16 protein-coding genes are annotated in these 19,549 nt (G+C 60.2%); 2 read left to right on the forward strand and 14 right to left on the reverse strand.

Going from position 1 to position 19,549, the window contains the following annotated elements:
* Positions 1-6: 6 nt before the first annotated feature.
* The 8 genes from hemA to Q3C01_RS15710 form a co-directional block, all read right to left on the reverse strand.
* Positions 7-1,233, reverse strand: a complete 1,227-nt coding sequence (gene hemA / locus Q3C01_RS15675) for a 5-aminolevulinate synthase (RefSeq protein ID WP_458146212.1) — start codon at positions 1,231-1,233, stop codon at positions 7-9.
* Positions 1,230-1,382, reverse strand: coding sequence for a hypothetical protein (locus tag Q3C01_RS15680; RefSeq protein WP_458146213.1), 153 nt, complete (start codon positions 1,380-1,382; stop codon positions 1,230-1,232). Before Q3C01_RS15680 ends, hemA begins: the two co-directional genes overlap by 4 nt.
* An 11-nt stretch (positions 1,383-1,393) precedes the next feature.
* A complete protein-coding gene (locus tag Q3C01_RS15685) occupies positions 1,394-2,335 on the reverse strand; it encodes an alpha/beta fold hydrolase (RefSeq protein ID WP_458146214.1) in 942 nt (313 codons plus the stop codon).
* Between the two features lie 201 nt (positions 2,336-2,536).
* Positions 2,537-4,966, reverse strand: a complete 2,430-nt coding sequence (locus tag Q3C01_RS15690) for an ATP-binding protein (RefSeq protein WP_458146215.1) — start codon at positions 4,964-4,966, stop codon at positions 2,537-2,539.
* Positions 4,967-5,026: 60 nt separating this feature from the next.
* Positions 5,027-6,025, reverse strand: a complete 999-nt coding sequence (locus tag Q3C01_RS15695) for a helix-turn-helix transcriptional regulator (protein ID WP_458146216.1) — start codon at positions 6,023-6,025, stop codon at positions 5,027-5,029.
* 16 nt (positions 6,026-6,041) lie between these two features.
* Complete coding sequence (locus Q3C01_RS15700; protein ID WP_458146217.1) at positions 6,042-6,947, reverse strand: helix-turn-helix domain-containing protein; 906 nt, start codon at positions 6,945-6,947, stop codon at positions 6,042-6,044.
* A 118-nt stretch (positions 6,948-7,065) separates the two neighbouring features.
* Positions 7,066-7,971 carry a helix-turn-helix transcriptional regulator gene (locus Q3C01_RS15705; protein WP_458146218.1) on the reverse strand — a complete coding sequence of 302 codons (906 nt, stop codon included), beginning with the start codon at positions 7,969-7,971 and terminating at the stop codon, positions 7,066-7,068.
* 102 nt (positions 7,972-8,073) lie between these two features.
* On the reverse strand, positions 8,074-8,466 hold the full coding sequence (locus Q3C01_RS15710) for a helix-turn-helix domain-containing protein (protein ID WP_458146219.1): 393 nt from the start codon (positions 8,464-8,466) through the stop codon (positions 8,074-8,076).
* Positions 8,467-8,637: 171 nt separating this feature from the next.
* On the opposite strand from Q3C01_RS15710, the gene Q3C01_RS15715 reads away from it, so the two are divergent.
* Positions 8,638-11,319, forward strand: a complete 2,682-nt coding sequence (locus Q3C01_RS15715; RefSeq protein ID WP_458146220.1) for a winged helix-turn-helix domain-containing protein — start codon at positions 8,638-8,640, stop codon at positions 11,317-11,319.
* 59 nt (positions 11,320-11,378) lie between these two features.
* Here the strand turns inward: Q3C01_RS15715 and Q3C01_RS15720 are convergent, their stop codons facing one another.
* Positions 11,379-11,747: a response regulator transcription factor gene (locus tag Q3C01_RS15720; protein WP_458146221.1), complete on the reverse strand. Its 369-nt coding sequence runs from the start codon at positions 11,745-11,747 to the stop codon at positions 11,379-11,381.
* A 79-nt stretch (positions 11,748-11,826) separates the two neighbouring features.
* Positions 11,827-12,489 (reverse strand): response regulator transcription factor, encoded by a 663-nt coding sequence (locus Q3C01_RS15725; RefSeq protein WP_458146222.1) that lies wholly within the window; start codon positions 12,487-12,489, stop codon positions 11,827-11,829.
* Between the two features lie 379 nt (positions 12,490-12,868).
* Here Q3C01_RS15725 and Q3C01_RS15730 point away from each other — a divergent pair, with 379 nt between their 5' ends.
* On the forward strand, positions 12,869-13,354 hold the full coding sequence (locus tag Q3C01_RS15730; RefSeq protein ID WP_458146223.1) for a helix-turn-helix domain-containing protein: 486 nt from the start codon (positions 12,869-12,871) through the stop codon (positions 13,352-13,354).
* A gap of 1,077 nt (positions 13,355-14,431) precedes the next feature.
* Here the strand turns inward: Q3C01_RS15730 and Q3C01_RS15735 are convergent.
* From Q3C01_RS15735 to Q3C01_RS15750, 4 genes are all read right to left on the reverse strand, one after another.
* Entirely contained in the window at positions 14,432-15,343 is a 912-nt protein-coding gene (locus Q3C01_RS15735) for an efflux RND transporter periplasmic adaptor subunit (protein WP_458146224.1), read from the reverse strand.
* Positions 15,344-15,365: 22 nt separating this feature from the next.
* Complete coding sequence (locus tag Q3C01_RS15740; protein WP_458146225.1) at positions 15,366-15,569, reverse strand: DUF1656 domain-containing protein; 204 nt, start codon at positions 15,567-15,569, stop codon at positions 15,366-15,368.
* Positions 15,559-17,457 carry an FUSC family protein gene (locus tag Q3C01_RS15745; RefSeq protein WP_458146226.1) on the reverse strand — a complete coding sequence of 633 codons (1,899 nt, stop codon included), beginning with the start codon at positions 17,455-17,457 and terminating at the stop codon, positions 15,559-15,561. The genes Q3C01_RS15740 and Q3C01_RS15745 overlap by 11 nt, the downstream gene beginning before the upstream one ends.
* Before the next feature lie 160 nt (positions 17,458-17,617).
* Positions 17,618-19,534, reverse strand: a complete 1,917-nt coding sequence (locus Q3C01_RS15750; protein ID WP_458146227.1) for a sensor histidine kinase — start codon at positions 19,532-19,534, stop codon at positions 17,618-17,620.
* Between the last annotated feature and the right edge of the window lie 15 nt (positions 19,535-19,549).

Raw genomic sequence — 19,549 nt, forward strand, 5'->3', positions numbered from 1 at the left:
TGCAGCTCACTCGGCAGCAACCGATGCGGGAACAAAGGGCAGGTCCAGGCGTGCCCAGACGTCCACCAGTGCGTCCCTGAGCTGATCAATCAGGACATCATCGTGGTATGGCGTGGGCGTGATGCGAAGCCGCTCGGTGCCCTTTGCGACAGTGGGGTAGTTGATGGGCTGAATGTAGATCCCGTGCTCGCTGAGCAGGAGATCGCTTGTCTCCTTGCATAGGCGGGCGTCGCTGACCATCAACGGAACGATATGCGTGCTGGTCGGCATGATCGGCAGTCCGGCAGAGACGAGAGCCTGTTTGAGCCGCGCGGCATTGCGCTGGTGCCGACGGCGCTCGGAGTCGGAGGCCTTGAGATGGCGGATGGCAGCAGTCGCGGCTGCGCAGAGTGGTGGGGCGAGGGCGGTCGTGAAGATGAACCCGGGCGCGTGCGAACGGACCGCATCGATCAGATTGCGGCTCCCGGTGATGTACCCGCCAAGGCATCCGAACGCCTTGGCGAGCGTGCCCTCGATGACGTCGATGCGTTCCACCGCGCCGTCCCGCGCGGCGATACCGGCACCCCTTGGGCCGTACATGCCGACCGCATGGACTTCGTCGCAATAGGTCATGGCGCCGTACCGTTTGGCGAGATCACAGATCCGATTGATCGGCGCGGTGTCGCCGTCCATGGAGTAGAGGCTTTCGAACAGAATGAGCTTCGGACGGTTCGGCTCGGCCGCCAGGAGGCGCTCGAGCGCTGCCGTGTCGTTGTGGCGCCAGACTTTCCGTTCGACGCCGGACTGCCTGACACCTTCGATCATCGAGTTGTGGTTGAGCTCGTCCGACAGGATCAGGCAGCCCGGAATGAGCTTTGCGATCGTGGAAATACCGGCCTGGTTCGAAACGTAGCCGGACGTGAACAACAGGGCAGTCGCCTTGCCATGGAGGTCGGCCAGCTCATGTTCGAGTTCAACCAATGGAGAATTGGTGCCGGCGATGTTGCGGGTACCACCCGCGCCGATCCCGGTTCGTCTCGCCGTCGCGGTCAACGCCTCGATCACCTCGGGATGTTGGCTCATTCCGAGATAGTCGTTCGAGCACCACATGACGACTTTGCGTGGTCCGGACGGCGACTTCCAGACGGCAAAGGGGCATTCGCCGGCGATTCGCTCGATCTCGATGAACACGCGGTAGCGCTGCACTTCATGCAGGCGTTTAAGCGAGGCGCTGAAGAAATCATCGTAGATCATGGATGACCTTCGCATAAGGCGGGTGCGCCGTCCGACGCGAACGCTTTGACGATCGTGGGCGGCCGCTTAAGCCACGGAAGATTTGTTTCCGCGATGAAGCTTGCGAGATCCACGACCTTCAGTCCGGAAAAGATGTTGTCGTTGGGCATTTGCTGTCTCCTCAGCGTTGCAATTCGAAAGCAAGGGAAGGCTTCCTCGCTCGGCCATCGAGGCGCTCCAGCACGCTCGCGATCCATCCGAGCAGGCGCGTCTGGACTTCGCGGCGGTTGACCTCGTTGAGCATCTCGTGCCGACCGTCGGGGTAGAAATCAGATGCAATGTCGCGGAGGCCGGCAGCGCGATAGCGCTCGATCAGCAGCTTGACGCCCGCAAGATGTCGGCCGACGGGATCGTCAGTGCCTGAAAAAAGGTACACGGGCAGATCGCAGCGGACCTTGGAGAGTGCCCCAGGATCCTTCAGGCGGCGGCCGCTTCCGAGAAACGACGCAAGCGATTGCGGCTGAAGGGCTGCGAAGCACAACGGATCGTTCATGAACGCGTCGACCACATGGTGGTCGCGGCTCAACCAGTCAAACGGCGTACGCGCCGGTTCGAAAGCGGCATTCAGCAAGTTCGTTCCTGGCGGAGCAGCGTTGGCGAGGCGCGCCAGGCCGTCGAGCGCTCCCGAGCCGGACAGGATCAGTCCGTCGATCTGCTGGCTATGATCGATGACATAGAGCTGGGCTGCGAAAGAGCCCATGCTGTGACCGAGCAGGAAAAGCGGCCTGTCGGGGAATTCGTCGCGGGCGATCTCGGTGAGGCGCACCATGTCCGAGACGAGGAGATCGAAGCCGCCGCCGCCAAAGTCGCCGAATTGCGCCGGCGAGCGGGCCGTGATGCCATGCCCGCGGTGATCATTGCCGTAAACCGTCAGCCCCATCGAGGTCAGCACCTCGATGGTTTCGCCATAGCGCCTCAGGTGTTCGCCCATGCCATGTGCGATCTGAACGATGCCGCGTGATTCTCCGCGACTGTCCCAGCGCGCGCAGGCGACGCACGAGCCGTCATTACCAGTTAGCCGAAACTGAGCGCTGGGAAACGCTGGATTGGTCTGGGCCGTCATATAGACGCTCTCCCGATCTGAGCTTACCGCCGGTGGAATTGTGGCGCGCGTTTTTCGAGGAAGGCGGACGTGCCTTCCGAGGGACCAGCGCGCTCGCCCGCCATAGTGACCTACGGATCGCTTGCCCTATTGGATTAGATTGCCACCGCTGGAATGGTTTTGCCCTCTCTCAAGCGTAGCCTCGCGATCCGCATCGAGACATCAATGTAAGGTGGCGTTCGCTGCCGGCAGGCTGAAGGAGAACCGGGCGCCGCCGTGAATGCTGGCGTTATCGGCTTCGATCCGGCCGCCGTGGGCCTCGATGATCGAGCGGCAGATGGACAGTCCCATGCCCATCCCGCCTTCCTTGGTCGTGAAGAAGCTGTCGAACAGGCGCGGCAGGTGATCGGGCTCGATTCCCGGGCCACTGTCCTCGACAGTGCAGCGCAGCGCAGCACTGTCTAGCGAAGACGTGCGTACTGTTATTCGGCGTTCTGCCACACCACGCTGCGCCATGGCCTGCATCGCGTTGACGGCAAGATTGACGATGACCTGATGCAGCAGAGTTCGATCCCCCAACACAGGCGGCGCCGAAGGCGAGAAGATGTGCGAGACATTGACACCGCGCCATTCAACCTCGTGACGGAGGAACTGCAGCGCCTCGAGGATGAGTTCTTGAGGGGACACGAGAACGCGTTCTGGTGCCCGGCGTGCCGCCATGTCGCTCACGCGGGCGATGATCTCGGCGGCCCGCCGAGCATCGGATAGGGTTCGCTGGGCGAGGGCGCGAACCTCATTTACGTCTGGCGCCGCCCTGTCGAGCCATCTGAGGCTCGCTTGGCAATTGGTGGCGATCGCGCCGAGCGGCTGGTTAAGTTCGTGCGCGATCGAGGCCGTCAATTCGCCAAGCGTCGAAACGCGCGCAGCATGCGCGAACTCGATCTGCAATCGCTCCAACGTCTCCTGCGTCCGGACCAGGTCGGTCAATTCGACGAGACCGGCAAGCGTCACGCCGAATTCGGTGCGGGCAGCGGTGAGGAGCACATCGATCAGCCGACCGTCCATTGTCACGAGCTGCGACTTTTCCTCGAACAGCTCTTCGTCATTGAAGCGGCTCTCGAGAATCCGTTCCATCGTGTCAGGTCTTGCCTTGAAGAAGCGACCGATGGATCCGAGTAACTCCTGCTGGTTTTTGGCGCCGAACATGCGCACGGTCGCCTCGTTCACTTCATCGGCGATGATGACATCCATCGCCTGGGCACAAAATTCGGGATGGCTGGCCAGATAGGCAGGAAAGTCTGTCACGCCGGTAGCCCTCAGCTCATCGAACATCTCCATCAGCCGACGAACATCAAGCTTCCAGAGCGAGATCGGCATGAACTTGAAGAGATGCCGATAGCGCAGCTCGCTGTTTTCGAGTGCGTCATAGGCGACCTTGTGCTGGGTCACATCCATCACCGCGCCGATCAGCCTCAGATGCCCCGGTTCGTCGATGGAAGGGCGTGCGACGACGTGGAGGGTTTTCACCGAGCCGCCCGGCATCAGCAGCCGGTGCTCGAAATCCAGGGATTCCTTGCGCGCGACAGCACGATCAAGCTCCGTCTTAACGAGGATGCGATCTTCGGGGTGGACGCGCTGGAGAACGAGGTCGAGTTCAGGCCGAACTGCTTGGCTATACCCAAATATTCGGAAGCTTTCCTCTGACCAGGTCAGTTCGCCGGTAGTTACGTTCCAGCCAAAGCTTCCGGTATGGCTCAATCGCTGTGCCTCGGACAGATAGGCGGCCTGGCTCTCCAAAAGTGCTTCCTCAGCGAGCTTGCGGGCGGTGATGTCGGTGTTGCTCTGGAGCGTGCCGATCGGATTGCCTCGCACGTCCCGCCGCAGGATCCACTTGCTTGCAACAAAGACCTGAGCGCCATCACGGGTAGTTTGGATCAGCTCACCTTCCCAGTGTCCGGTGCGCCTTGATAATTCGACGATCTCATCAAGGGGCGCAGGATAGACTGTCTTGAGCAATATCTGGACGAACTTGCCGACCGCCTCATCCCTTTTCCATCCGAACAGAGTCTCGGCACCGTGGTTCCAATAGGTGATGACACGATTTGCATCCAGCACCACGACCGCGTCGGGTGTCAGATCGAGCAGATTGGCTTGCTCATGTTGGGCCTCGCCGAAACGACGGGCTCTGCGCACCAGCGTCGTGATCGCAAATGATGTTAACAGGAAGGTGGAAACTGCCACGATATCCTGGGTGCTCCCGATCTCAAACGAATGGAGAGGCACGGTGAAGAAGTAATCCAGGCAGCCAACTCCGAGAACGGAGAACAGGGCTGACGTGATCATACCATCCATCAGCGAGAGGAGGACGATGACAAGCAAATAGACAAGCACTGCGGTGCCCGGCCGATCGAAGACCTGGAGTCTGACCATTCCCCAGGTTACGGAGGCCATGAGCACGATACCAACGCTCCAAAGCTTGGCCAGATAGCGAACATGCTCGCTGGGCGAAGGCTTTGCCGCGGGGATGCCGGGTGTGGCCTTGGTGCTAAGTAGCGCGTCCAAGAAATCGGAGATGAAGGTCGTCGGCGCTGGTTTGAAGCTGGCAGCGGTAGGCGGTTCGACGATCTTATCAGCGCGGCTGAGGTGTTTCATAGTTATCGCTCGTCGATACGAAGCCGGACGTCTGGCCAGCAGAGCCGGATCCTTGCAATTTTACCCGCGTCTCCACGTCTCGGGATGCCCGCCGATCACACGGTTAAATACGCGAACGAGGTGATGCTCATTGGCAAATCCGCACGTGCGGGCGATTTCACTCAGGCTGCTTTGCGCGTGCCGCCGCAGCAGCAAGCAGGCGCGATCGATCCGATGTCGCAGCAGCCAGCCATGCGGGGTAAGACCAGTTGATTGCCGGAACGCGCGCAGAAAGACGCTCGTGGGCAGCCCGCATTCGGAGGCGAGGTCTGATACAAAGATGTCGCCGTTCAGGCGAGAGCACAACATCTCCTTGGCGCGGCGCTCCTGCCAAGGCGCCAAGCCGGCGACGGCAGTGGAGACAGCACGGCTGCCGACGCCATATGTCTTGAGTGCATGCCCGACTGTGGCAATGGTGAGATGATCGACAAAGACCTGATCGGCTTCGTCGGCGCGTCGAAACGCAGGCAGGAGCGCGGCCCCTAGTCCGGAAAGGGCTGCATCTTCATCGCCAAGGCCGGGCCGATTAGTGAATTCGTCGACCCGGCCGCATCCCTCCATGTCCGCAATAACGTCCAGCGCGACCCGCGGCACATAGAAGTGCAGCGAGTGGAATGGACTGACGCTGTTTGCGACGGGATTGGAGCGAAGATCATAAATGCAAACACTACCCGGTCTCAAATGACCGCTCGGCACCTGTCGATCATCTATGAACAGATCGTGCTTCGGACAGTCGCGGAGCTGCAAGGTGATCAGGAAAGCATCTTCACGGGGGATAGGCGAGGTCAGTCCGTGATCGACGATATCGCATTTGATCTCGGTGACTGCGATCTTCGACTTTTGCAGGGAGCGCGTGACGAAAGCCGGCGCGCGCTCGAGCTGGAATACGTCTGCAAGCTGCTGGCCATAGGCGCCCTGATCGGTCACGAGAGCTCTCCTGACAAAAGCGATGGTTCTATTTGGACTTCTTTGCAGTAAAAGGATTGGCGAATTTGCGCGAATCTTGCTCGTTTCGACCACGAACAGGTCGGCGCAATCAATCCAGATTTCGACGCCAGGCACCTGGGCCGATACCGGTCAAACGGGTGAAGACCCGGGTGAAGTGGCTCTGGTCGCCGAATCCGCAGCTCAAGGCGATCTCAGCCAGTGAAAGACGTCTGTCGGGCAATAGACGCTTGGCCTCTTCAACGCGACGCTGCAGAAGCCATTGATGTGGCGCAACGCCGGTCGACTGTCGGAACGCCCGCGAGAAGTGGCTCGTTGAGACGCCGCAATCATTCGCCAGATCGATCAACGAGATGTCGCCCCGAAGATTGGCCGCAAGCGTCTCTTTGGCCTGCCTCAATTGCCAAGGCGCCAGTCCGCCACGTGATCGCCGAGGCGGGGGCACCAGGCCGCCATACGTCTTGGCGACGTGAATGCCGACGGCAAAGGTGACATGATCGATAAACAGCCGGCTGGCCCGCTCAGGATTTTCGAAAGAAGGGAGCAGGGACGTGGTGAGCGCCTGCATCACGGCGTCGTCGACCCCCGCACCGGGCTCATACCGTAGTTCATTGATACGGTTCGCTTCCACGCTGTCGGCAACGAGGTTCAGCGCATCGCGTGGAAAATAAAAGTGAACGCAATGACAAGCTCTGTTTATCGTGAACTGCGGATTGCGCTTGAGATCATACAGGGTCGTCTGGCCCGCCCGCAGATGGGTTACGGGAGCGACCCGATCATCTTCAAAGTATTCGTGAACCGGATAGTCGACCAGCTGATAGCCTATCAAATAGGCATCTTCAAGATTGAGTGGTGCCGATATCCCATGCTCCGGAGAATCGGAACGTATCTCAGTGACGGCAATGTTGGTATTGCGCAGCGAGCGCGAAACGAATGCGGTCGCCCTTGCCCGCAACCTCTCGCCGAATCTCTGTCCGTAGCCGCTGCTCTCTTGCATCCCAAGTCTCACTTGGTGCGGATATTCCCCTATTGTTCTCGATTGCGGAGCGTCGGGATTGAAGAATATTGCGCGGATTGTCGATTTCGATCATCGACCAGGCCCCCGAGCGTAGACCTTAGTCGCGGTTGCGGCGCCAGACGCCGGGGCTGATGCCGACAAGATTGGTAAATACGCGCGTGAAATGGCTCTGGTCCGCGAAGCCGCAAGACAGTGCGATCTCTGAAAGGGACAAGTTGCGATTGGCCAGAAGATTCTTGGCTTGCTCGATGCGGCGCTGCTGGAGCCATTGGTGCGGCGACAGGCCGGTTGACTGGCGAAACGCGCGAGAAAAGTGGCTTGCGGAAAGCCCGCAGTCATTCGCGAGATCTGCAAGGGAAAGATCTCCTTCCAGATTCGCTGCCAGGGTGTCCTCCGCGCGTTTGACCTGCCAGGCGGCCAATCCACCACGTGCTTGGATAGTGGCGGGTACCATGCCGCCAAAGGTCCTGGCGACATGAACGGCAACTGCCAGGGCAACATGCTCGACGAAGAGCCGGCTCGCCTGTTCGGGGGACTCGAAGACCGGCGTCAGGGAGCCGACCAAACCCTGCATCACTGCATCGTCGACGCCGACACCGGGTTCGTACCTTAGCTCTTCGATTTTTTTTGATTCCGAGCCGTCCGCGACCAGATTCAACGCCGCGCGCGGAAGATAGAAATGGACGCTGTGAAAGGGATTGTTGATGTGAAATTGCGGGTTGCGCTTCAAGTCGTACAGTACGGTTTGTCCCTTCTTGAGCGCCGTTACTCCCGCAATTCGGCTGTCCTCAAAGTACTCGTGGGCAAGAAAGTCGCGCCGCATGACGGCTACCAGGAACGCATCTTCGCGCTCGAGCGAGCCGGAGAGGTCGCCACGCGGCGGGTCGTCGGCTCGGACTTCGGTGACGGCGATGCTGGTGTTGCGCAACGTGCGAACAAAGGATACGGCTTGCGCCTTCAGGCGATCCCCGAATTCCTGACCGTACCCGCTGCTTTCGTGCATGACAGCTTGCCCCGCCGACGTCCTTGTCGCCAAGCGCGGATGCGCGACGGCAATCCTATCTTAGCCACCTTCATACCGCTACTGTCTTTACCGATCTTGCTCTCATACGAGCAAGCGTCGGGTCTTCAGGCGCGTCCTGTTCTGATCGCGATAGGCGCCAGGCGACAGCCCAAAGGCGCGGGTGAAGGCCCTGGTAAAGCTTGATTGCGAAGAGAAATTGCAGGTGAGCGCGATCTCCGCGAGGCTTGCATCTACCTCCGAGAGTAATTCCTTAGCTTTCTCAAGCCGACAGCCGCGTACAAAGCGATGGGGTGACTCCTCTGTTGCCTTCCGAAAGGCTCTCGAGAAGTGAAACGGACTGAGATTCGCAACGGCGGCCAAGTCCTTGAGACGAATGTCATTCTGGAGATTGTCGGCGATGAACTGCATGACCCGCCGCAGACGTCGATCGTCGAGCGCCCGCGACTTGGAAATCTTGTCGTCACGGATCAGCATCTTTCTCCCTCGCCTCACGTTGGTTGCGAACGGGGAGGTAGTCGCCCCTGTTTGGCGGCGGCATCACGGATAACCGTGAATTGCGCGGTCACGGATGCAAGCTGCTGTATTGACAGCAGAAAACCGGCATCGCAGCATCAGTGCGAGTCCGCAGTCACGAGGAGAGCCGGGATGCCGTTACCCCAGGCGGGTCAGTCCATGGGGCTGCGGGGGGCTCGCTATGCGGCACCGCGGGCGCCAGCCAATATGGTCGAGCGGTCGCGCCTGATAGCCCAGTTTGACGAATGCTCAGCTCAACTAACGCTGATCTGCGCGCCGGCAGGGTTTGGAAAAACCACGCTGATGCAGCAATTGCGCCGACACCTCCAGGCACAAGGCGTTGCGACGGTCTGGCTACAGGTCGAGCAGGCGGACAACCACCTCGACCGCTTTGTGCAGTCGCTCGCGGGAGCGATGCAGGTCGCGCTCGGCAAGCCCGTTACGGACGCCGACGACCTCTTTACGACAGAAGCGAACCGGACGCAGAGTCGCGCAGCGGATGTGCTTGCGAGCCTGTCGGCTTCGGAGACTCCTGTTGCTCTCCTTCTCGATGATCTCGAACTGATCGTTGATGCGGCTGTCTGGGCCTTTATGCAGCGCCTGTTGGCCGAACTCGACATGCAGCATCGCGTTATCCTTGCGAGCCGCACCAGATCTCCGCTCGCTCTTGGTCGGATGCGCGCTCATGGCCAGTTGATCGAGTTCGGACAGAGCGACCTACGTTTTACGCAAGATGAGACTGAGCACTATCTCGGGCGCCAAAATATTGGCGCATCATCGGTCCGCGTGCTGCAGCAGCACACGGAAGGATGGCCCGCCGCATTGCAACTGGCAGCGGCAGCTCTGAGCGGCAAACACATCGACGCGTTGCGATCCATCTCTGGCGCGAGTGCAGGTGTTGCCGAATACCTCGCCCAGGAGGTGCTCGAAAGTCGATCGGCTCAACAACGCGATTTCCTCCTGCGATCGGCTACGCTCGGCCAGTTTTGTGCCGAGCTGTGCGACGCTGCACTGCAAAGAAACGACAGCCGCATGATGATCAGCGAGATTGTGCGTGACAATCTTCTGATTGCTTCAATTGACGCAGAGGAGCGGTGGTATCGCTATCATCCGCTGTTTGCCGATTTCCTTCGCGTCCGCATGGCGCAGGAGGGCAGGGAGGAATTGCAGCCGCTTCACAGGCGGGCCGCCGACTGGGCGGCCGCTCATGGCTTCATGAACGAGGCTATCACACACGCGCTCGCGGCAAAGGATCAGACGCTGGCTGCTGACTTGCTCGCCGCGGCGGCGATGGGAAATCTGCATTCGGGGCGTGTGGCCGATACCGCGCATGCCATCGCGTTGTTGCCCGAGGCCGAAATCGACCGCCGCCCAGCCCTGCTGCGGGCTGCCGCGTTCGCTGCGATCTTTGCCCATCGCTTTGATGCGGCCCGGAGATACATGGAGCGAATCGAGCGGTCAGATGAGGTTCGCGAGGGCGGTGACGACGAAATGACCGCGATGCATCTAATGCTGCTTGGCTGGACCGACAACATTCCCGAACTGCTTCGGGTGGTTGAGGAACTGCGAGCCCGCGCGTCGCGTTTCAGTCGCTTTACGGCCGGGTTGGCAAGCAATGCGCGGGCATTCTGCAATATTGCGTTGGGCAACTACGTCGAGGCCGAACGTGACCTGGCGCAAGCGCGCGAGGCATGCGAACCGATCGATGCGCTTTATGTACTGAGCTATAGCGCATGCTTCTCGGCTGCCATCGAGCTCAACCTCGGGCATGTCGCGAAAGCACGAGCGACGCTCGAGAGCGCGTTCGATCGAGCCATTGGCGCAGGTCAAAGATTTGGCAGCAGCGGCGCCGTGGTCGCAACCTACCTAGTGGAATGTCTCTACGAGACCAATGAGCTCGATGCCTGCCAGGCATTAGTCGACGATTATCTGCCGATTGTCACGGAGACCGGCCTGCCGGATCATCTGATCATCCTGTATCGTGTCGCAGCGCGATTGCAGTTCCTGCGCGGGTACGGGGCCGCCGGCCATGCACTGCTCGTTCAACTTGGTGATATCGGTGCGCGGCGGGGACTTCGCCGGCTATCGGCCGCTGCCTGGCTTGAACGCGCTTATGCTGCCTTGCGGAGCAGGGATACCGAAGACGCGCGTCGTGCCCTGGACACCGGCAGCGACACATCTGTTTGGGATGGCTTCGGTGCGTTCAAGCCGCATGCAAGCGAAATCGATGATGTCCTGATTGCGCGACTCCGTCTACAGCTTGTGATCGGAGAGGCCAGGCGGACGCTGCCGCAGATCCAGTCCGAACGGGAGGCCGCAGAATCCGCAGCTCGTCGACGGCGAGCATTGCGATTGCTGTTTCTGGAGGCACAGGCGCTGGAAGCGTCAGGCCGGCGGCGAGAAGCCGGTGCCGCATTCGATCAAGCGGTGACACGATCCACGCAAGGCGGGATGGTGCGCCTGCTCACCGATGAGAGCTGGGCAATAGAGACACTTGTGCTTCGCTCCACCATCACGGGCGAGCCGCGGGCGGTTGGCCTGCTGCGTGAATTGAAAGGCCCGCAAGCCGCGCCGGATTTGGACGGGCATTCGGATAGGATAGGTGATGCGGCGGAAAGTGCGCCTCGCCTGACCACCCGGGAGGTGCAAATCCTGCGGCTCGTCTGGAAAGGGAGCTCAAATAAGGAAATCGCTCGCGTATTGTTTCTTACCGAGAACACCATCGAAACGCATCTGCGGCGGATCTATCAGAAACTTGGCACGCGAAACCGTACTCAGGCTGCAGCGATTGCGCGGGAGGTAGGTGCGATCTAGAGACGAATCAGGACGGCCCGCGCACAGCTTGCCTGGTGAGGCAATGCGATGCTTTGCTGCTAGGCTCCCAGGACCTCTTCAAGGCAGCGGACCAGTGTATCCGTTTCGAACGGCTTGCGGAGGAAGCAGGTTGCCCCGCTCGAAATCGCCTTTTGCTCGAGGTCGGGCTCAGTACGCGCGGTAATCATGATGACCAGAGTCTGGCTATTGCGCTGGCTGAGCTGCCGTTTGAGCTCGAAACCGTTCATGCCGGGCATCTGGATGTCGGTGATCGTGCACGAAAACTGATCGAGCTCGCTGGACGCAAGAAAGTCTTCGGCAGAGGCAAATGCGCGAACATCGTGACCGAGAGCGCGGACGAGCGCTGCCAGCGCATCGCGCATGGAGGGGTCATCGTCCACAATTGAAATCAAATGTCCGTCCGCCATACTGCAGCTCCTATCGAGCCGGCCTCAGCCAGTCCGCGCGCACTGCGCATCCGTTAAGTCTTGCTGTTGGAAATATCATTCAACGTGCTCTGCTTTTCAGTGCTTCCGCCATTCGAACCAGGTCGGCCAATGAATGTGCACCCATCTTCCGCATCGCAGCACCACGATGGATCTTGACCGTCACCTCGCTCAACCCGAGCTCCGCCGCGACCTGCTTGTTCATCTTGCCTGCAGTCACCAAGGCCATCACCTCGCGTTCACGCGGTGACAGAGTCTCGTACCGGTCGTGCACGGCCGTGGCGTGAACTTCGCTGTCCCGCTGGCGGCGATCGCGATTGATGGCCGCCGTTACCGCATCGATCATGTCCTGGTCGCGGAACGGCTTCGGCAAAAAGTCGACGGCGCCCGCCTTCATAGCGCGGACGGACATCGGGATATCGCCGTGTCCGGTCATCAGGACGACGGGCAGGTGTATCCCGATGTCCGCAAGCTCCTCTTGGAAGTCCAGTCCGCTGATCCCCGGAAGGCGGACATCAAGCACGATGCAGCCCGGGCCAGTCGGTCGTTCCGCCTTCAGGAATTCCTGGACCGAGCCATAGGTTCGTGCCGTCAGCCCGACCGAGCGCAATAAGCTCTCGAGCCCAAAGCGGAGCGAGTCGTCGTCGTCGACGACGTGCACGACAGGAGGCTGGTCCGACGCCTGGGGCATCTCACATTCAACCAACGGCAGGTTCAGCGTCATTCCCTGCATATCATGCCGCGCGACGACAGTATCATCACACGAAAGTATGATCGCCTAGAACGGGGAGGGGGCTCGATGGGCCTCTCTCCAAAGAGGTCCTGCAAGGAATGCCGAGCCGTCAGGCAAAAACCCGTCCTTTTGGACAGATTTGCTGTTTTTGCTTGCTTCGATCATCCGGTTACACGGTTTGGATGATCATCTCGCGCAGCGTTCATACCAACGTGTGAGACAATTAGACCCAATGCGCGATTGGCGCTGTGGGATGCGTCGATCATCCTCGTCTGCGTGCAGAACGAGAGCTGACCTCAGCGAAAGCGGACCCGCTGGTCCCCTCCAGCGCTCTGCCGGAGCGGTGTCCAGCCCAACACAGGATCGCATCATGTTCAAAACGTCGGACGAGCAGGCAATCGAATGCCCGGCCTCGAGTTTCCATCCATCGGACGCAGAGGACGTTCTACGGGTTCTGCTGATGCAGCCGGTCGCGGTCAGTTCGGTTGATCCCGCGAGTGCCACGCCGTCCCTCGGCTATGTTCGTGGCGGTCTGCCGCCAAGAGTCGTGCGGCGCCTGCGCGAGCACATCGATGCGAATATCGAGCATCGCATCAGCGTTGAAGCGCTGGCCAGACTCGCCAACCTGTCGGTGTGCTATTTCGTTCGTGCCTTCAAGCAATCGATGGGGTTGACGCCGCACGACTATCTCATCCGTCGTCGCGTCGAGCGAACTAAGGAGCTTTTGTCAGAAACTGATCTCTCCCTCTCCGAAATTGCTCTTGCAGCGGGCTTCGCCGATCAGAGCCATTGTGCCCGCCGCTTTCGCCAGCACGTTGGCATGTCGCCGCGTGACTATCGCTGGTCCGTCCCGTAAGGCCCTTTGGCGAACGCCCGTTGTCATCTGTCGCACCCCAGTTCCCCCGTGTGGGTGCAGCGTACGACCCGCAATCGAGCGGCTGTCCTCCCAAGACGCTCCGCGTCGCTGATAATGTGACGCCGGGTCATTCAGGCCGATGACAGGCATGTCGCCGGCCTCCTTTTTCAGATGTTGGCTGCCGCGATAGCGTTTCCCTTGTGGTAGCGCTGGGGCGTCGTGCCGCTTGGCGTGAGTAAGCGCGGCGGCACGATTGAAAATGCCTAGGCGAAAAAGATTTCCTCGCTCGAGCTGTTCTCGTCGGCGCTGCCGAAGTCCGACGATCTCGTGTAAGGCCCGGACAAGGGCAAGATCTACAACGCGCACTTCACCGGCGCATGCGGTGCCGGAGCAAAGGCGGAATTCGAAATTCATTGTGCGGGTGAATATCGCGAGTTCGATGGTGCCGCGCCATGCCATTAATGTCGTGTCGAATAGCTCGGCTGCGCTACCCACGCATCCTTTGGTCTCCAGTAGTGCGTTCGCCCGCAACATGCGCACTTGAGGGGAACTTCGACGCTAGGCAGGGTTTCGAACACGACGGTCTCCGTGTTCAGTCCGGTTAGCACGGCCTGACCTGTGACAGGGCAATGAATCAAAATATCTGGCATCGTCGCGCAACCAAACCTATGTTAAGGGTTTATGACAGCGTGCGGCGTGAGGCGAAGAGATGATAAAGACCGACGTGATTTGTTCCGAGTGCGGCGCGGGTTTTCGTCGTCTCGAATTATGGTCACAGCCCGGAGAGAAAGGCGAGTATCGCTGTCCATCCTGCGATAACCCGTTGGAGGTCTTCGACGGTAACAAGCTGATCGCCTACCGGCTCACGATCGAGCCGTGCACGAGAGCCGTGCGTGACTAGCCCATGCAGCGCATTTTTCTTGCGATCACATTTTTCGGGGTTACCGGACTTATTTTCACACTGCTTGTGGCCCTCGAAAGGATAATTGGGTGAGGTTGCCGGCTGGGCGCAACCCGTTCTCACGGATGACAATGCCCATCGCGGTTTTCTGAAATGATCAAGAACAGGCTAGGCAGCTAGAGGAGCGCCGCCATCGCGCGCTTTACGCGGGTCCCGATGTGGGGTTTTGCGGCATCATTCAAGATCACCGTGCAGGTCATCCCCGCGCTGACCAGTATGTTCTCCGGCACGTCAGTGAGACGAACACGGACGGGAATGCGCTGCGCCAATCTCACCCACGTAAACGTTGGATTGACCGTGGCCAGGAGTTCGGGTCCATCGCGGTTGTCCTGATCGGTGATGCCTCGCGCGATGCTCTCGACCCGCCCTTGCAAAATGGCGCCACCGTTCATGAGACGAATCTTCACCGCCGATCCAACCCTGATTTGCGGGATCTTGGTTTCCTCGAAGTACGCATCGACCCGGTAAGAGTCGCTATCGATCAGGGCCAGCGCCGGCTTGCCCTGCGTGGCATAGTCGCCCGTCTTCGCATTCAAGTTCGTGACGAAGCCGTTCACGGCAGCCCGCACCTCGGTTCGCTTGAGATTGAGGGCGGCAATGTCGCGAGCCACCAGCGATTGCTGGTAGCCTGCATCGGCCTGCTCGGATTGATGGCGTGCGTTGTCCAGGGCTTCCTCCGTGATCGTAATGCCCGGGTTCAGTCTTTTGCGACGCTCGAGCTGCTGGAGCAGCATTTGATGCTGAGCCATGCGGGCGGCGACCGTTGCCTCGGCATCTGCAAGAGCGAGGCGATAGCGTTCCTGGTCGATGACGAAAAGAACGTCTCCCTTCCTGACGAACTGGTCGTTCCGAACCTGCATGCTACTGATGTAGCCGGACACGTCCGGCGCGACAGTAACAACCTCGGCTCGCACGCGTGCATCCCGCGTCCAGGGCGAATAGAGATAATATTGGGCCAAATCGTAACCGAGGAAACTTGCGGCAAGGATTACGACGAATGTAAGCAAGACGCGAAAGGCGATATGCATCGGCTATCTCCCTAAATTCCTTTCAAAGCCCGCCCAGGATCAGCCCGCCAATGCAAAACAAGCATCCGAACAGGCCGAAGCGGGCAAGCGGCGCATGCCAGAACAGCCGGAAAAAGCCCATCCTTGTAAGCAGCTGGTCTAGAAAGACGAAAATTGCCAAAGAGCAAACGAGCCACATGGCGATGGCGGGCAGGAAGGCTCCGAGCAGATCGATTTCAGCGAACATGGCGCGTCTCCCGCACGAGTGTCCGGGCTCTCAACAGCGAGCATCGGAGCATCTCGCATCCTGCGATGACTTCAGCGATGGCGTCGATTTCCTCACATGCGCTCGTGGTGCGTGCCGCCATCAGCGAATGCCGACGTAGGGCACGCGCCCTCCAGGCGCTTGCGATGAGATGTGTTCGAGTTGGATCGGCATAAGTCAGTGAAAGGTAGTCGAGCAGACCCGAAAGCTCGACGACAATTCCGGGCGGAAGCCGGCGCGTGGCGATTGCCGTGTGCAATTGCGCCATCGCGCGGCCGCTCGACAGGGTGATCGCACTCGCGGCAAGACAGTTTCGCTCCAAGGCTGGTTCGCTTTTGACCTTTGGAAGTATCCCGGCGAGCTGCTCGCAAACGCCGAAGCCAACGCTCTGCAGAGAGGCCTGGGTGCCCGCGGCGCTCAAACGCGCGAATAGTTGGCGACAAAATCGACGAAACACCAGCGTCGGGGTCTCGGGAAAGAAAGTCGCGAACAGTGTTGCGGCGACACCGATGCCGACAAGGATTGCCAGCGACGAATTGAGAAACGATGTCGCGTCGTAGGTCATGACATTGTCGATGTTCGAGGCGAATGCGAAGTAGACGGCTGCAAGAAGGCCGAGCGGGCCGATTTTTGGTTGGGCCATGATGAAGCCGCACGTGAGCATCACTGGCGCAAGCGCGAGGGACATCGAGACGAAGTCGACGCTGTAGGGAAGGAGGTAGAATTGCGTTACGAACGCCGGTACGGCTGCGATGAGCACGGTCGCGCCAAGGGCTAGGCTTATTTTCTCGGGGCGGTCAATCGAGGCCACCAGGGTACATATGACGGCCGCCACGACGACCGCGGTAGGGCCGTTTGGCCAGGCGGTTGCGAACCAGAAGAACGTCGCAATCGCGACAGCAAGCGCCGAGCGGATTCCGACCAAAGCCGCAGCCACCGGATCGGACCATAGCCGCCGCGTACCGGCTCCGCCGGGGACGATCTGTCCATGATCAAACATCGCCTCAGCTTCAAGGAGCTTTTGACGAGTCTGGGAGACAGCGGGGGCTCCGACAGTTCCAGAACGAGTCCTGGCCAAGTGGGCCACAATGCAAAGCTCCGCCGCGGCGTAGGTCAAGTTTCGCAGGAGTTCACTCCGGATACGCGCATCCGCGCTCTCAAAAAACGCCGCCGACCGCATTGCGTCGACCGTACCAAAAGCGGTAGCGAGCCGGATGATCTCGGCGTCGAGTATTTGGGGATTGGCCCCGGGTTCGATGGAGGCTTCGGCGAAGCGCTTTGCGCCGAGCGCAAATTCGCGCGTGCGAGCGAGAAACTTTGTAGCGAGCTCGCCGGGGAACACCAGGCGGCTGACGAGTGCGGCGCAGCCGATCCCCAGTGCGATCTCTGTAAATCGTGCAAGGATCAGCGGATAGGCGCCCGCAGGATTCAGCGCCGCAGGAATGCCGACGATCGCGAGTGTGTAACCCGCCAGCTGGATACCATAAGACGCGAAGTTGCGAGTCGCCCGCGCCGCGAAGTTGCACGCTCCGATCCATATCGCGAGCGAGGCGAGAAAGAGTTCACCATACTGGGAGAGAGCGAACACCAGCGCGATGGTGATCAGTACGCCACCGATCGTACCGAGCATTCGATAGAAGCTCTTCGCGAGGACGAGGCCGCTGTCGGGCTGAGAGACAATATATACGGTGAGCAGTGACCACCTGGGGTCATCCAGGCCAAGCCAGAATGCGATAAAAAGTGCGAGCAACGCCGCGCAAAAGGTCTTTAGCGAGAAGACGACCGCGCCGAGGAGTTCACCATTGATGGTTGTCGCGACGTTCCAGTTGAAGTGATGCGATGCTCCGTGCTGCGATACGGTATGGGTCACATTCCTCTCCATCGCCGTGTTTGACGGCGGCCTCACCGATAATATTGCGTGAGGTGGCTCCTCGGCGGAGCCTGGATGTGACTATGTCAGTGCTGGGGCTTTGGCTTCGTGAACGATTTTGCCGTCGCTGGAACAGGCTTGCGGCTTTGCCCGCGTTTTCTCATGGGGTCGCCTCGGGACCGACGGGCAACGCAAATTGGAAGACCGCGCCGTGCGGCAAATTGGGCTCAAGCCAGATCCGGCCGCCATGCGCGCCAATGATCGAACGGCAAATGGAAAGCCCCATGCCCATGCCCGTCGCCTTCGTCGTGAAGAAGGAGTCGAAGACTTTGTCAGTCTTCACCGCCTCCACGCCGGCGCCTGTATCGGCGACGGAGACGTGGACGCCTTCCTGAGGCGATAACCGCGAGACAACAGTAAGGTTGCGGGAAGCTTCGACGGCGCTCATGGCCTCGACGCCGTTCATCACCAGGTTGAGCACCACCTGCATGAGTTGCACACGGTCGCCGTAGACCGGCGGCACCTCGGCCGACAGGTCGGTAACAATCTTCACATCATGCTTGTCCAGTTCGGTGCGGGCGAGGGCCAGCACTTCCCGGATCACGTCGTTGATGTCGAACCATGCACGTTTTGGGCCCGATTTCGTCGCCATTGCGCGAAGGCTTCGGATAACATCCCCGGCACGCCTGGTGTCCCGATCGATCAACTCAAGTGCCTTGCGGGCTTCTTCGAGGTTTGGAGTTTCACGGCCGAGCCAAGTGAGGCCAGTGCGGCTCTGAACGGCGACCGCCGTCAGGGGCTGATTGATCTCATGAGCGATGGATGCGACGAGTTCACCAATGGTCGTAAGGCGCGTCACACGCGAGAGTTCTGCCTGGGCTTCCCGGAGCGCCCCCTCGGCCTTCTGACGCTCGTGGTTCTCGCTCGCCAGATGGGCGTAGAGACGCGCGTTCTCGAGCGAGATCGCGATCTGTGAGGAGAGCAGCTTCAACACGGCGATCCTGGACGGGGTGAATACGTGAGATGCCAGGCTGTTCTCGAGGTAGAGAATTCCGATCAATTCGCCCTGTTTCACCAGGGGCAGACAGAGCACCGAGCGCGCACGATTGAGGCGTAGGTACTTGTCGGCGGAGAACGGCGTCTGCGCCCGCGCATCGTCGAGGATCACAGGCTGTTGCGTCCGCCGGACCTGCCCGAGGATCGAGACCGGCAGTTCAGGCGCCGGGGCGTCTTCCGAGATGAGTCTGACCTTGACGGCCTCAGTCGTGCTCATTGCCTCGGCTTCGACCCGCAAGTCGTCTTCGTGCGGAAGGACCAGGAGGCCGCGGTCTGCACCAGCATGCTCGATCGCAATGGTCATCAGGGTCTCGATCAATCTGTCGAGCAAGAGTTCGCCCGCCACCGCCTGCGACATGCGGATGACGGTAGCGAGGTCGAGGTGCTCGAGCGACGTTTCGACAGTCGGGAGATGTACCTGGGAGGCCTGTGGTGCGATCTCGGGATGGCGGAGGTCGAGCAGGGCGACCTTTGCCAACGCGCCCCAGCGGCGATAATAGTCGCGCGCCTCGGAACGGTAGCTCTGGGCAAGCTTGCCGAAGCCGCGACGAGCGAAGAAATCCGCGGCAAGCTCCGCACCGATGGCCGCCTCGTGGATGAACCCCTTCTCCGCGGCAGAGCGGACAGCCCGCTCATAGAGCCGCATCGCCTCTAGATCCCGACCGTCCAGACTCGCTAACTCGGCGGTGGCGAGGTCAAGCTTATGGGCGTAGGTGTGGGGTGAACTATCGGCCAGCGTTTGGAGAGAGGCGAGGTCATCCTCCAGATCGCGTGAAAGCCCGCCCGATACGGGTGTCGGTCCGGATTGCATGACTCCCAGAAGCGCCAGCGCGTAGTAGAACCGGAAAGTTCCGGTCTGGATATGGCATCGCGCTGACCACAGGATTGGCTTGGCCTTTTCTGCCGCCTCGACGGCACCCCCAAAATCTCCCATCAAGTAGCGGAGCTGAAGCTGCTGAATCCAGTAGAAGCACTGCACAACCGGAAGGCCGGTCCGCAGCAGGGTCGCCTCATCGCTCACGAGGTTTTCGTTCGT

The organism is Bradyrhizobium sp. UFLA05-109 (genome assembly GCF_054185165.1).